This is a genomic window from Streptomyces sp. NPDC004838, from assembly GCF_053600955.1.
Genome location: NZ_JBSGAW010000013.1, coordinates 162,135 through 174,678 on the forward strand (window position 1 = coordinate 162,135; position 12,544 = coordinate 174,678).

Genomic DNA, 12,544 nt, shown 5'->3' on the forward strand with positions numbered 1-12,544 from the left:
CGTACCCGTCACCCGCCTGAGCACCCACCGCGGACCGCTACGGCGGTACCGGCACCACTGAACACGGACTCCGAACCCCTCGTGCCCCACCCCGGAGCGAACCCCGGTCCGCCCTCCGCCCCCACCCGGATCCCGCCCCTGAGCCGACCCCGAGCGCACCCGGATCCCCCTGATCCGCCCCTGAACGGACCCTCGACCCCACCCCCGACCCCACCCCGATCCGGCCGCCGATCCGGCCGCCGGTCCCGCCCGGAACCCGTCGCGCCGGGACCGGGTTCGTCGGGTCACACCCCACCGCCCCGCGGGCCCACCACGTACCGTTGACGCATGACGAGCATCGGTGGTGCCGAGATGGTCGACTGGAATCTCGCCGTGGCGACCGCGACCCGCTTCGTGCGGCCCGGTCCCGACGTGACCAAGGACGAGGCGCGCGCAGTCGTCGCCGAGCTGCGGCGGCATGCCAGGGCCTCCGAGGAGCATGTGCGGGGCTTCACCCGCATGATCCCCGCGAACCACGAACCGGAGGACACCCCCGTCCTCGTCGTGGACCGGGCCGGCTGGGTCAGGGCGAACGTCGCGGGCTTCCGCGAACTGCTCAAACCGCTGCTGGACAAGATGCAGGAACGCCGTTCGGGCGGCCCCACGGGCGCGGTGCTGGGCGCGGTCGGCGGCAAGGTCACCGGCGTCGAGCTGGGCATGCTGCTGTCGTTCCTGGCCTCGCGGGTACTCGGACAGTACGAGACGTTCGCCCCCGCCACCCGTGAGCTGCCCGCGGGCAACGGCGGCGGACGCCTCCTCCTGGTCGCCCCCAACATCGTCCATGTGGAGCGCGAGCTGGAGGTCGACCCGCACGATTTCCGCCTCTGGGTCTGTCTGCACGAGGAGACCCACCGCACCCAGTTCACCGGGGTGCCGTGGCTCCGCGACCATCTGGAGGGAGAGATCCAGTCGTTCCTCGGGCAGACCGAGGTCGACCCCATGACCGTGCTGGAGCGGCTGCGGGAAGCCGCCCAGTCCCTGTCCGGGGCCCGCCCGGAGGGGGAGGAGAACGAGAACGGCCGCTCGATCGTCGAGCTGGTGCAGACGCCCGCACAGCGCGAGATCCTCGGCCGGCTGACCGCCGTCATGTCCCTCCTGGAGGGCCACGCGGACTTCGTGATGGACGGCGTGGGGCCCGACGTGGTGCGCTCGGTCGCCGAGATCCGGGAGAAGTTCCAGCAGCGCAGGGCCCGTGGCGCGAGCCGGCTGGACGTGGCGCTGCGCAAGCTGCTGGGCCTCGACGCCAAGCTGCGCCAGTACCGCGACGGCGAGCGATTCGTGCGGGCCGTCGTGGAGGAGGTCGGCATGGACGGCTTCAACCGGGTGTGGACCTCCCCGAACACCCTCCCCACCAAGGCGGAGATCGCTAAACCGGCGGACTGGGTCGCACGGGTGCACCGCAAGGCGGATTCGTGACCCTCAGTGGTCCGTGCGCCCTCCCGGAAGCGAAGAGACGCCCCCTGGGAGGGCACAGCATCACCCATCCGAGGGACCGTAGGCGCTGGGATAGGCGTGCAATGCTCGGGGAACGGCTCGGTTCTGTCACCATCGACGCACTCTGAGTGACTGAACTCCGAGTGGCCGGACCCGGAGACGTTCGCTGCTCCGGTCTCCGGCCGAGGCAGCACCGAGGCACCCCCCAAACTCTTCACGAAGGGCACCGGACATGGGTCCCCATCCTGCGGTCGCGGCGATACGCCTGGCGGTCCGCCGCGTACTCCACGACGTACTGACCGAACACGCCGAGCGGTGCGCGCGCCTGAGTCACGCGGCCTCCTCCCCGCGCCAGGAGCGCCCGGGAGCCGCCCGATCCGACGCGCCCCCGGCCCCCTCCCGCCACGAGGCCCGTCACCCGGCCTCCCCGGCCTCCTCGCCATTCCCCACCTCCCCGCGCTCCGGCGCCCCCGCGGCCTCCGCCCTGCCGCGCCCGTCGACCTCCTCATCGGGACGGCTGCCCGGCCTCCCCGCCGGCGTCCCCGCCCCCCTCGTCCTCGTGGCCTGCTCCGGCGGGTCCGACTCGATGGCCCTCGCCTCCGCCCTCGCCTTCGAGGCCCCCAAACTCTCCGTCCGCGCCGGCGGCGTCACCGTCGACCACGGCCTCCAGGACGGCTCCGACCTGCGCGCCGCCGAGGTCGCGAGCCGTCTCGCCGCCATGGGCCTGGACCCCGTCGAGTCCGTCTCCGTCCGCGTCGGCCGTGACGGCGGCCCCGAGGCCGCCGCCAGAGACGCCCGCTACGGAGCCCTCGACGCCGCCGCCGAACGCCACGGCGCCGCGGCCGTACTGCTCGGCCACACCCGCGACGACCAGGCGGAGACCGTCCTGCTGGGTCTCGCGCGGGGCTCCGGGATCCGCTCGCTGTCCGGGATGGCCGCCGTGTCCGGGACGTACGGCCGCTACCGCCGCCCCTTCCTCCAGCTCGACCGCCAGACCGTGCGCAAGGCGTGCATGGTCCAATCGCTGCCCGTCTGGGACGACCCCCACAACGCCGACCCCGCCTACACGCGCTCACGGCTGCGCCACGAAGGACTGCCCGCCCTGGAGAAGGCGCTCGGCAAGGGCGTCGTCGAGGCCCTCGCCCGTACCGCGCAGCTCTCCCGCGACGACGCCGACGCCCTCGACACCTGGGCCGCCGACGTGGACTCCTCCGTACGGGACGAGGCCGGACAGCTGGAGTGCGCCAAGCTGTACGCGCTGCCGCCCGCCGTGCGCCGACGGGTGCTGCGCCGGGCCGTGATCGACGCCGGCGCTCCCGCCGGTTCGCTGTTCGCCCGTCACGTCGAGGAAGTGGACCGGCTGATCACCGGCTGGCGGGGCCAGGGAGCCATCAATCTGCCGGGCCGCGTCGAGGCGCGGCGGCAGAGTGGCAGACTGGTCATCCGGCAAGGCTGACGAGGTCGCGGCGCGAATACCGCGGCCGACGTCATCCGGGAGCCCTTCCACCGGGGCGTCCGGACCCCGGCGAGAGAAAGCGACCGCGTGAACGAGAAGGACATGGGCACCGACCTCCAGTCGGTGCTCATCACCAAGGAAGAGATCGACGCGAAACTGGCGGAGCTGGCCGCGAAGATCGACGCTGAGTACGCGGGCAGGGATCTTCTCCTCGTCGGTGTCCTCAAGGGCGCCGTCATGGTGATGGCGGATCTGGCGCGCGCGCTCTCCACCCCGGTCACCATGGACTGGATGGCGGTCTCCTCGTACGGCGCGGGCACCCAGTCCTCCGGCGTCGTCCGGATTCTCAAGGACCTCGACACCGACATCAAGGGCCGTCACGTCCTGATCGTCGAGGACATCATCGACTCCGGGCTCACGCTTTCGTGGCTGCTCTCCAACCTCGGATCGCGCGAGCCCGCCTCCATCGAGGTGTGCACTCTGCTCCGTAAGCCGGATGCCGCGAAGGTCGCGATCGACGTGAAGTGGATCGGCTTCGACATTCCGAATGAGTTCGTTGTCGGTTATGGGCTTGATTACTCGGAGAAGTACCGCAATCTTCCTTTCGTCGGCACGCTCGCGCCGCATGTCTACGGTGGCTGACAACCCTTGCCACCTGCGCCGATACCACGGCACACCCCAGCGGGAACCAAGCGGGCCCTCTCGCCGTTGAAGCATGGGAGGACGGGTTTGTCAGCCGGAGCGTGCGGTCACGGTCGCGATGCTGAGGTACCGTCCGAAGAACAGTCTTTTCTCACAGCAGCATTTACCTACGGGCAGGAGGGACGGGGCGATTCCGCTCCGTATGGATGGACGTGAAGCGATACTTCCGTGGGCCGGTCATGTGGATCGTGCTGGCCGTCCTCGCCGTGGTCGTGGTGATGCAAGTCGTCAACTCGTCGGGCGGCTATAAGACGGTCGACACCGGCCAAGTGATCCAGGCGATCGACAGGAACCAGGCCAATGAAGTCCGACTGACCACCGGCGACGATCAGATCATCAAGGTCGATCTCAAGGACGGCCAGAAGGTCGACGGCAAGGACAAGATCCAGGCGAGCTACATCGGCACCCAGGGCGCCGACCTCGCGACGAAGCTGCAGCAGAAGTTCGAGGCCGGTGACATCCCTAAGGGGTACACGGTCTCGCCGACGAAGCAGAGCCCGTTCCTCTCGATTCTGCTTTCGCTGCTGCCCTTCGTGCTGATCGTGCTGGTCTTCCTGTTCCTGATGAATCAGATGCAGGGCGGCGGCTCCCGAGTGATGCAGTTCGGGAAGTCCAAGGCCAAGCTGATCACCAAGGACACTCCCAAGACGACCTTCGCCGATGTGGCGGGGGCCGATGAAGCCGTCGAGGAACTCCACGAGATCAAGGAGTTCCTCCAGGAGCCGGCGAAGTTCCAGGCCGTCGGCGCGAAGATCCCCAAGGGCGTGCTGCTGTACGGTCCGCCCGGCACGGGCAAGACCCTGCTCGCGCGCGCCGTCGCCGGCGAGGCGGGCGTCCCCTTCTACTCCATCTCCGGTTCCGACTTCGTCGAGATGTTCGTCGGCGTCGGCGCCTCCCGAGTGCGCGACCTCTTCGAGCAGGCCAAGGCGAACGCTCCGGCGATCGTCTTCGTCGACGAGATCGACGCCGTCGGCCGGCACCGCGGCGCGGGCCTCGGCGGCGGTCACGACGAGCGCGAGCAGACGCTGAACCAGCTCCTCGTCGAGATGGACGGCTTCGACGTGAAGGGCGGCGTGATCCTGATCGCCGCCACGAACCGGCCCGACATCCTCGACCCGGCGCTGCTGCGTCCCGGCCGCTTCGACCGGCAGATCGCCGTCGACCGCCCCGACATGCAGGGCCGTCTGGAGATCCTCAAGGTCCACCAGAAGGGCAAGCCGGTCGCCCCGGACGTCGACCTCGGCGCCGTCGCCCGTCGCACGCCCGGCTTCACCGGCGCGGACCTGTCGAATGTGCTGAACGAGGCCGCGCTGCTCACCGCGCGTACCGACAAGAAGCTCGTCGACAACCAGGCGCTGGACGAGGCGATCGACCGCGTGGTCGCGGGCCCGCAGAAGCGGACCCGGATCATGTCGGAGAAGGAGAAGAAGATCACCGCGTACCACGAGGGCGGCCACGCCCTGGTCGCGGCGGCTTCCCCGAACTCCGACCCGGTCCACAAGATCACGATTCTGTCCCGCGGCCGGGCCCTCGGATACACGATGGTCCTCCCCGACGAGGACAAGTACTCGACCACGCGGAACGAGATGCTCGACCAGCTGGCGTACATGCTGGGCGGGCGCGCGGCCGAGGAGCTGGTCTTCCACGACCCGACCACGGGCGCGGCGAACGACATCGAGAAGGCGACGGCCACGGCCCGCGCGATGGTCACGCAGTACGGCATGACCGAGCGGCTCGGCGCGATCAAGTTCGGCGGCGACAACACCGAGCCCTTCCTGGGCCGGGAGATGTCACACCCGCGGGACTACTCCGAAGAGGTCGCCGCGCTGGTCGACGAAGAGGTCAAGAAGCTCATCGAGACCGCGCACAACGAGGCGTGGGAGATCCTCGTCGAGAACCGTGACGTCCTCGACAACCTGGTGCTCCAGCTTCTGGAGAAGGAGACGCTGGGCAAGGAGCAGATCGCCGAGATCTTCTCGACGATCGTGAAGCGCCCGGCCCGCCCGGCGTGGACCGGCTCCGCCCGCCGTACCCCCTCCACCCGCCCGCCGGTCCTCTCCCCCAAGGAGCTGGCCCTCACCAACGGTGCCAACGGCACGCCGACGGAGACCGGGCCCGGCGTGGAGATCGGCCCGGAGGAGCGTCCCGAAAGCTGACGCTGTCTCCCTGGTCACACCCGTACCGGGATGGCTGCCGCGTCCCCCCAGGTTCTAGCCTGGGGGGACGCGGCATTCGTATGACCGTCGTCGCATGACCGCGCAGTGCGGAGCAGAGGAACGAGGCACAGATGACCAACCCGGTGACACTGGACGGCGAGGGCACGATCGGCGAGTTCGACGAGAAGCGTGCCGAGAACGCCATTCGCGAACTCCTCATCGCGGTCGGGGAGGACCCGGACCGCGAGGGGCTGCGGGAGACGCCGGCGCGGGTGGCCCGTGCGTACAAGGAGATATTCGCCGGGCTGCGGCAGCAGCCCTCCGACGTTCTGACCACGACGTTCGACCTCGGTCACGACGAGCTGGTCCTGGTGAAGGACATCGAGGTGATGAGTTCCTGCGAACACCATCTCGTTCCCTTCGTGGGCGTCGCCCACGTCGGCTACATCCCCTCCTCCGACGGCAAGATCACGGGCCTCTCCAAGCTGGCCCGCCTCGTCGACGTCTTCGCCCGCCGCCCCCAGGTCCAGGAACGCCTCACCACCCAGATCGCGGATTCGCTGATGGAGATTCTCGAACCTCGCGGTGTCATCGTCGTCGTGGAATGCGAGCACATGTGCATGACCATGCGCGGCGTCCGCAAGCCCGGCGCGAAGACGATCACCTCCGCGGTCCGCGGCCAACTCCGCCACCCGGCCACCCGCAACGAGGCCATGAGCCTGATCATGGCCCGCTGACCCCCCGCCCCTGCCTGCTCCCCAGGCCCCGAGCCTCACCCCAGGGGCCCGAGTTTCGCGACTCTGGCAATCCCCGGGGGCGTGCCGTTCTTGCCCCCTCTGGGAGGGGCGGGAGCCTCACCTTGATCCCGAGTTTCACGACTCTGGCAATCCCCGGGGGCGGGCCGTTCTGGTCCCCTTCTGGCAGCGGGCGGGAGCCTCACCCCAGGGGCCCGAGTTTCGCGACACCGGCAAAACCGCGAGAGCGGGCCGTTCTTGTCTCCCCCAGTAGGGGGTGTGCAGGGTCGTCCCCGCAGGGGATCGGCGGCAAGTCCGGGGTTCCCGTACGAGACACCTGTATGCCGCCGACCCCGAGGAGTCGAGCCCGGAGGACCCCCGAACCCGAACCGAACAAGACCCCGCGCCCCTCGCGGCAGCAAGCGACCCGCACCCGACAAGCCCCCACACTCCTTGCGGCAGCGGGCAACCCGCACTCGACGAGTGCCCGCGCGCCCTGCGACGGCAGGCGCCCCGAGGGACCCGAGTTTCGCGTTTCCGGCGAACTCCGGGGGTGGGCCGTTCCCGTCCGCCTCTGGGAGGGGGTGTGCAGGGTCGTCCCCGCAGGGGATCGGCGGCAAGTTCGGGGTTCGTGACTGTTGTGCCTGTATGCCGCCGACCCCGAGGAGTCGAGCCCGGAGGACCCCCGGACCCGAACGGGACGAGCCCTCACGCCCCTTGCGGCAGCAGGCAACCCGCATTGCACGAGCGCCCGCACCACCCGCGCCCGCAGGCAACCCGCACCACCGCGCCCGCAAGCAACCCGCACCCCCCCGCGCGGCCAAGCGCCCCGCGCCCCGCGCTACGCGTGCACGTGCCCCCGCCCCGAAGGCCCGTTCTCAGGGTCCTCGGGGAGTTTGCAGACCCGTTCGAGGAACAGCGCCGCCGCGATCACCGCGATCCCCGCCAGCACCGAGAAGCCCGCGTAAATCGCCTGGTCCCGACGGGCGGGAATGTCCAGGGACCCCAGGAGAAAGACCCCCACGCCGCCGTACATTCCGGACACCAGCGCCGCCACCAACGCACTCGCCTGCCCGAAGACGACCGCTCGCGCCGCCATGAGCGGCTCGACCCCCTTGGCACCCGGCCGCCGCTCCCGCTGCGCCTTGAGGCGGGACCGCAGGGACAGCGCCGTCGCCGTCAGGATCGCCGCGATCACGGCGAGCACGATCGGCGCGGCCAGCGGCACGCTCGGCAGCGTGCCGAACGTCTCCCACAGACGCGCGCCCGCCCACGACAGCACCCCCGCCCCGGCGAAGAGACCGGCCAGCACCCCGAGCCGTAGCTGCTTCACCGAGAGCACACGTCCTTCCCCTGCTTGCGTCTGCGTCTACTGCTGCGTCTACTGGTGTTTCCGCCGCTGACGGTAGAGCCTAACGATTCCTACTCGGGCAGTCGCAGTTCCAGGTCGGCACGGGCGGAAACGCCCTCCCGACCGACCCCGTCCAGCAGCCCCGCGACCGGTCCCTGTCCCGGAATCTGCGCGTCCGGGTCCACGTCGTGCCAGGGTGCGAGCACAAAGGCCCGTTGGTGCGCTCGCGGATGGGGCAGTGTCAGCGAAGGGTCGTCCGAGACGACGTCCGCGTACGCCACGATGTCGACGTCTATCGTGCGCGGGCTCCACCTCTCCTCCCGCACCCGTTCGAACGCTTCCTCGATCGCCTGCCCGCGCTCCAGGAGTGACTGAGGCGGAAGGGTGGTCTTCACGACGACCACCGCGTTGAAGTAGGAGGGCTGGGAGCCGGGGTCCACGCCCCACGGCTCGGTCTCGTAGACGGGGGACACGGCCTTGACGCGGAGACCGGGAGTGTCCTCCAGCGCGTCGATCGCGCCCTGGAGGGTCTCCAGCCGGTTGCCGAGGTTCGATCCGAGGGAGATGACGGCCCGCCGGGGGTTGGACAGGGTGACGTCGGCCGCGTCGACCTGCTCCACGACGGACGCGGGCACGGGCTGGACAGTGGGGTCGCTCATACACGGCTCCGGTTGATCGTCACGGTCACATCGTCGAACGGCACCGTGATCGGAGCGTCCGGTTTGTGCACGACGACCTCGACCTCCTCGACGCCGTCGTGCTTCAGGCACTGCTGTGCGATCCGCTCCGCCAGCGTCTCGATCAGGTCGACCGGGTCGCCCTCGACGACGGCGACGACCTCCTCCGCCACGATGCCGTAGTGCACGGTCTTCGCCAGGTCGTCGTGGGCGGCGGCGGGCCGGGTGTCGAGACCGAGGACCAGATCCACGATGAAGGTCTGGCCCTCCTCGCGCTCCCTGGGGAAGACGCCATGGTGCCCGCGGGCCTTGAGGCCGCGCAGCGCGACACGATCCACGCGAATCACTCCTGCTGTCGTAGGTCTGAGGGCATCCGGTCGCGCATGCGCGACCCCTCTGCCCCCTTTGAATCTACCTGCGAGCACTGACACCCCTTGCCCATGGGTGGCCAACAGAGGGACGGCCCGTGGCCGCGTGGCACTCCCACGCCTCGGCCCGGCGCCCCGAAAGGCGGCCACGTCGGACCCCGCCGCCGGACGACCCCCGTGCCCAGTGCCGCCGGACGACCCCCGTGCCCAGTGCCGACCGCGCCGGGACGGAAGCGCGCGCTCCACCGAGCCGGCTCAGGACGTGGACTCTTCCTCCGGGCCGTCTTCCTCGTCGGTCTCCGTCAGTACGGGAGACCCGTGGTGCGACCAGAGCTTCCAGCCTTCAGGGGTGCGCAGAAACACATTCGTGGCGACCACGAGCTGCCCGACGAGGGGTCCCAGCTCCCCGGCCTCCTCCGCCGGACCGCCGCTGAGGATGTTCTCCGTGCAGGTCACCAGCGCGGTGTCGCCGGTGACGCTCACCTTCACATCGGTGAGGAAGAACTGGATGTACTCGGTGTTCGACATGATCAGCGCATACGAACGCAGCACCTCACCGCGTCCGGAGAGCACCGGCCAGCCGGGATGGACGCAGGAGACCTCGTCGTCGAGCCAGAGCCGCGAGAGGGCCGCGAAGTCCCCGCGCTCCATCGTCTCGTAGAACGTGGTGTTGGCTTCTTCGACCACTTCGACATCGGTACGGTTCACCGCGCGGCCTCGACGGCGTGTGCGACCCGCACGGCGTCGGCCGTGGCCCGTACCTCATGGACGCGGACGGCCCACGCGCCCTCGTGCGCGGCGATCGCGGACACCGCGGCGGTGGCTGCGTCGCGTTCTCTGGCCCGTGGCGGAGCGCCGTCCTTCGCGTCCTTCGCCAGTACGTGTCCCAGGAACCGTTTGCGGGACGCGGCGACGAGCAGCGGGCGGCCCATGGTGTGGAAGTCCCGGATGTGGGCGACGAGGGCGAGATCGTGGCCGGCGTCCTTGGCGAAGCCGAGACCGGGGTCGAGGATGATGCGCTCGGGCGGGATCCCGCCGTCGACGACGGCGTCCATCCGGTCGCGCAGTTCCGCGATGACCTCGGCGACGACGTCCTCGTACACGGCGCGGCTGTTCATGTCCTCGCTGAAGCCGCGCCAGTGCATGACGACGAAGGGGACACCGGCGGAGGCGACGGCCGGGACCATGGCGGGGTCCGCGAGCCCGCCGCTGACGTCGTTGACGAGTACGGCGCCGGCCGCGACGGCCCGGTCGGCGACGGTGGCACGCATGGTGTCGACCGAGACGGTGACGCCTTCGGCGGCGAGACCGCGCACGACGGGGATGACACGGCGCAGCTCCTCGTCCTCGTCCACCCGGCTCGCGCCGGGCCTGGTGGACTCACCGCCGACGTCGATGAGATCGGCGCCGTCGGCGACGAGACCGAGTCCGCGCTTGACGGCGGCGGTGGTGTCGAACCAGCGTCCGCCGTCGGAGAACGAGTCCGGCGTCACATTGACGACCCCCATGACCGCGCAGCGATCCCACTCCGGCAACCCAGCCAACGTACTCATAGATCCAGCCTAGTGCTGTGACCGGAAACGTTCATGGGCCCCGCGCGGCGCCCCGTCTCACGCCGCCCGCATGTTCTCCCCCGTCCCTGTCCCTGTAGTCGGACCCTCCGTGCCCGGAGCTGTGGTACCCGCCTTCGAACCTGTCCCCGAACCTGCCGAACCCCCCGAACCTGCCGAACCCCCCGGACCCGCCGTCCCCGTCCCCGTCCGCGCCGTCACCGGCAGCACATGCGCGCACGGTCGCCCCGCCCGCGCCTTGCGCCGTCGCGCGAACGGCCGCGGCATCGCCAGCGTCACGAAGCCCTCCGCCTGCATCGCGGCGAAGCCGATCCGCGGCAGGTGCCGCTTGCTGTGGAACACCACGAACCGCGGCTCCCAGCGGGGCCGGAACTTCGCGTTGAACTTGTAGAGGGACTCGATCTGGAACCAGCGGGAGAGGAAGACGAGCAGCCAGCACCATTTCCGCAGCACCGGTCCCGCGCCGATCTTCTCGCCACGGGCGAGGGCCGAGCGGAACATCGCGAAGTTCAGGGAGACGCGGTCGATCTTCAGATCCGGCGCGGCCTGGAGAGCCGCGACGATCAGAAGCTCGTTCATACCGGGATCGGCCGAGCGGTCGCGCCGCATCAGCTCCAGGGACATGCCGTCCGTACCCCACGGCACGAAGTGGATGATCGCCTTCAGGTCTCCGTACGGGGCCGTGGCGCCATCGTCGGCCGTCTTGTGCGCGGTGGCGATCACCGCGTCCTGGTCGGACGGGTCGCCGATCCGCCCCAGCGCCATGGAGAAGCCGCGCTCGGTGTCGGTGCCGCGCCAGTGCGCGGCGGCGCGGCGGATCCGTTCCAGTTCCTCGCCGGAGAGGTCCCGGGCACGCCGTACGCGAGTGGTGTACCCGTTGCGCTCAATGCGCTTCACCATCTGCCGTACGTTCCGCATCGCGCGCCCGCCGAGCGAGAAATCCGCTACGTCCACCACCGCCTCGTCGCCCAGCTCCAGTGCGTCCAGACCGGTCTCACGGGTCCAGACCTCGCCTCCGGTCTCCGAGCAGCCCATCACGGCGGGGGTCCAGGAGTGGGCCTTGGCCTCGTCCATGAAGCGTTCGATCGCGCCGGGCCACGCCTCCACGTCGCCGATGGGGTCGCCGCTGGCGAGCATCACTCCGGAGACGACGCGGTAGCAGACGGCCGCCTTGCCGCTGGGGGAGAAGACCACGCCCTTGTCGCGGCGGAGGGCGAAGTGGCCGAGGGAGTCCCGGCCGCCGTGGCGGGCGAGGAGATCGCGCAGCCGGCGTTCGTCGTCCTCGGTGAGGCGCGCGGCCGGGTGCTCGGGCCGGAGGGCCAGATAGATGGTGGTGACCGCGGTCAGCAGACCGAGCGCGCCGAGGGAGTACGCGACGGTCCAGGAGTCGTTGCCGCTGTAGTCGATCGGGCCCTCGAAGCCGACGAGCCCGTACAGCGTGTGCTCCAGCCGGTCCGTCAGGCTCGGGCTGCCGATCTCGTTGCCCGGGTGCGTGCTGACGACGGCCAGGCCGAGCCCGAGCGAGGCGGCGCCCATGAGGACGAAGTTGGCGAGCGCCTTCCACCGGCTGCGGGGATCGGGCAGAGCCGCGAACTGGTCGCGATGACGCAGCAGCAGCACGAGGACGGTCAGGGAGATCACCGCGCCGACGACCGAGTGCCGGTAGACGAACTGCACGGCGGCTCCCGCCGGCAGCAGGAACACGGCGGCCCGCCAGGCCCGGCGTTTGCGGCGCTTGAGCCCGTGCGCGAGCAGCAGAAGCAGTATGCCGACGCTCAACGAGAGCGCGGCGGCGAAGGGCCCGATGGCTCCGGGGAGCACCTCGACGAGCGCGTGCGCGCGGCTGTGCCGGAAGCGCGGAGCGATTCCCGCGACGATGTCGATCAGGCCGATCAGGGTGCAGACCGTGCCGACGAGGGTGGGAACGGAGGAGGGCCGGGGGCCGCGCAGTATCCGCCGTACCCGGCCGTCCTCCGCCAGGCTCCGGCGTACCCAATCAGGAACCAATCGTGATTTGTCGCCATCTTCCGCTACAGACATCGCTTCCCGTGATTCC

11 protein-coding genes are annotated in these 12,544 nt (G+C 70.2%); 5 read left to right on the plus strand and 6 right to left on the minus strand.

From position 1 onward, the window contains the following. The first annotated feature begins 327 nt into the window (after positions 1 to 327). The 5 genes from ACWEFL_RS17375 to folE all read left to right on the plus strand — a co-directional run bounded on the left by ACWEFL_RS17375 (position 328) and on the right by folE (position 6,524). Positions 328 to 1,455 carry a zinc-dependent metalloprotease gene (locus ACWEFL_RS17375; protein WP_451712928.1) on the plus strand — a complete coding sequence of 376 codons (1,128 nt, stop codon included), beginning with the start codon at positions 328 to 330 and terminating at the stop codon, positions 1,453 to 1,455. Between the two features lie 250 nt (positions 1,456 to 1,705). Continuing rightward, complete coding sequence (gene tilS / locus ACWEFL_RS17380) at positions 1,706 to 2,929, plus strand: tRNA lysidine(34) synthetase TilS (protein ID WP_451712930.1); 1,224 nt, start codon at positions 1,706 to 1,708, stop codon at positions 2,927 to 2,929. 102 nt (positions 2,930 to 3,031) lie between these two features. After that, a complete protein-coding gene (hpt, locus tag ACWEFL_RS17385; protein ID WP_451713049.1) occupies positions 3,032 to 3,571 on the plus strand; it encodes a hypoxanthine phosphoribosyltransferase in 540 nt (179 codons plus the stop codon). A 206-nt stretch (positions 3,572 to 3,777) separates the two neighbouring features. Further along, positions 3,778 to 5,787 carry an ATP-dependent zinc metalloprotease FtsH gene (gene ftsH, locus ACWEFL_RS17390; RefSeq protein ID WP_451712932.1) on the plus strand — a complete coding sequence of 670 codons (2,010 nt, stop codon included), beginning with the start codon at positions 3,778 to 3,780 and terminating at the stop codon, positions 5,785 to 5,787. Positions 5,788 to 5,918: 131 nt separating this feature from the next. Further along, positions 5,919 to 6,524: a GTP cyclohydrolase I FolE gene (folE, locus tag ACWEFL_RS17395; protein WP_451712935.1), complete on the plus strand. Its 606-nt coding sequence runs from the start codon at positions 5,919 to 5,921 to the stop codon at positions 6,522 to 6,524. An 838-nt stretch (positions 6,525 to 7,362) separates the two neighbouring features. Here the strand turns inward: folE and ACWEFL_RS17400 are convergent. The 6 genes from ACWEFL_RS17400 to ACWEFL_RS17425 form a co-directional block, all read right to left on the minus strand. Then, positions 7,363 to 7,854, minus strand: coding sequence for a DUF3180 domain-containing protein (locus tag ACWEFL_RS17400; protein ID WP_451712938.1), 492 nt, complete (start codon positions 7,852 to 7,854; stop codon positions 7,363 to 7,365). Positions 7,855 to 7,943: 89 nt separating this feature from the next. After that, positions 7,944 to 8,531, minus strand: coding sequence for a 2-amino-4-hydroxy-6-hydroxymethyldihydropteridine diphosphokinase (folK, locus tag ACWEFL_RS17405; RefSeq protein ID WP_451712941.1), 588 nt, complete (start codon positions 8,529 to 8,531; stop codon positions 7,944 to 7,946). Beyond that, positions 8,528 to 8,887, minus strand: a complete 360-nt coding sequence (gene folB, locus ACWEFL_RS17410; RefSeq protein ID WP_451712943.1) for a dihydroneopterin aldolase — start codon at positions 8,885 to 8,887, stop codon at positions 8,528 to 8,530. Before folB ends, folK begins: the two co-directional genes overlap by 4 nt. A 285-nt stretch (positions 8,888 to 9,172) precedes the next feature. Continuing rightward, on the minus strand, positions 9,173 to 9,625 hold the full coding sequence (locus ACWEFL_RS17415; protein ID WP_451712946.1) for a nuclear transport factor 2 family protein: 453 nt from the start codon (positions 9,623 to 9,625) through the stop codon (positions 9,173 to 9,175). After that, positions 9,622 to 10,470: a dihydropteroate synthase gene (gene folP, locus ACWEFL_RS17420; RefSeq protein ID WP_451712947.1), complete on the minus strand. Its 849-nt coding sequence runs from the start codon at positions 10,468 to 10,470 to the stop codon at positions 9,622 to 9,624. Before folP ends, ACWEFL_RS17415 begins: the two co-directional genes overlap by 4 nt. 57 nt (positions 10,471 to 10,527) lie before the next feature. Beyond that, positions 10,528 to 12,528 (minus strand): phosphatidylglycerol lysyltransferase domain-containing protein, encoded by a 2,001-nt coding sequence (locus ACWEFL_RS17425; protein ID WP_451712949.1) that lies wholly within the window; start codon positions 12,526 to 12,528, stop codon positions 10,528 to 10,530. Positions 12,529 to 12,544 lie beyond the last annotated feature (16 nt).

What these genes read in the sequence shown, in the direction of transcription:
- folE (WP_451712935.1), top strand. Translation starts at nt 5,919, where the DNA reads ATGACCAACCCGGTGACACTGGACGGCGAGGGCACGATCGGCGAGTTC.
- ftsH (WP_451712932.1), top strand. Translation starts at nt 3,778, where the DNA reads ATGGACGTGAAGCGATACTTCCGTGGGCCGGTCATGTGGATCGTGCTG.
- folK (WP_451712941.1), bottom strand. Translation starts at nt 8,531, where the DNA reads ATGAGCGACCCCACTGTCCAGCCCGTGCCCGCGTCCGTCGTGGAGCAG.
- tilS (WP_451712930.1), top strand. Translation starts at nt 1,706, where the DNA reads ATGGGTCCCCATCCTGCGGTCGCGGCGATACGCCTGGCGGTCCGCCGC.
- folP (WP_451712947.1), bottom strand. Translation starts at nt 10,470, where the DNA reads ATGAGTACGTTGGCTGGGTTGCCGGAGTGGGATCGCTGCGCGGTCATG.
- ACWEFL_RS17425 (WP_451712949.1), bottom strand. Translation starts at nt 12,528, where the DNA reads ATGTCTGTAGCGGAAGATGGCGACAAATCACGATTGGTTCCTGATTGG.
- hpt (WP_451713049.1), top strand. Translation starts at nt 3,032, where the DNA reads ATGGGCACCGACCTCCAGTCGGTGCTCATCACCAAGGAAGAGATCGAC.
- ACWEFL_RS17375 (WP_451712928.1), top strand. Translation starts at nt 328, where the DNA reads ATGACGAGCATCGGTGGTGCCGAGATGGTCGACTGGAATCTCGCCGTG.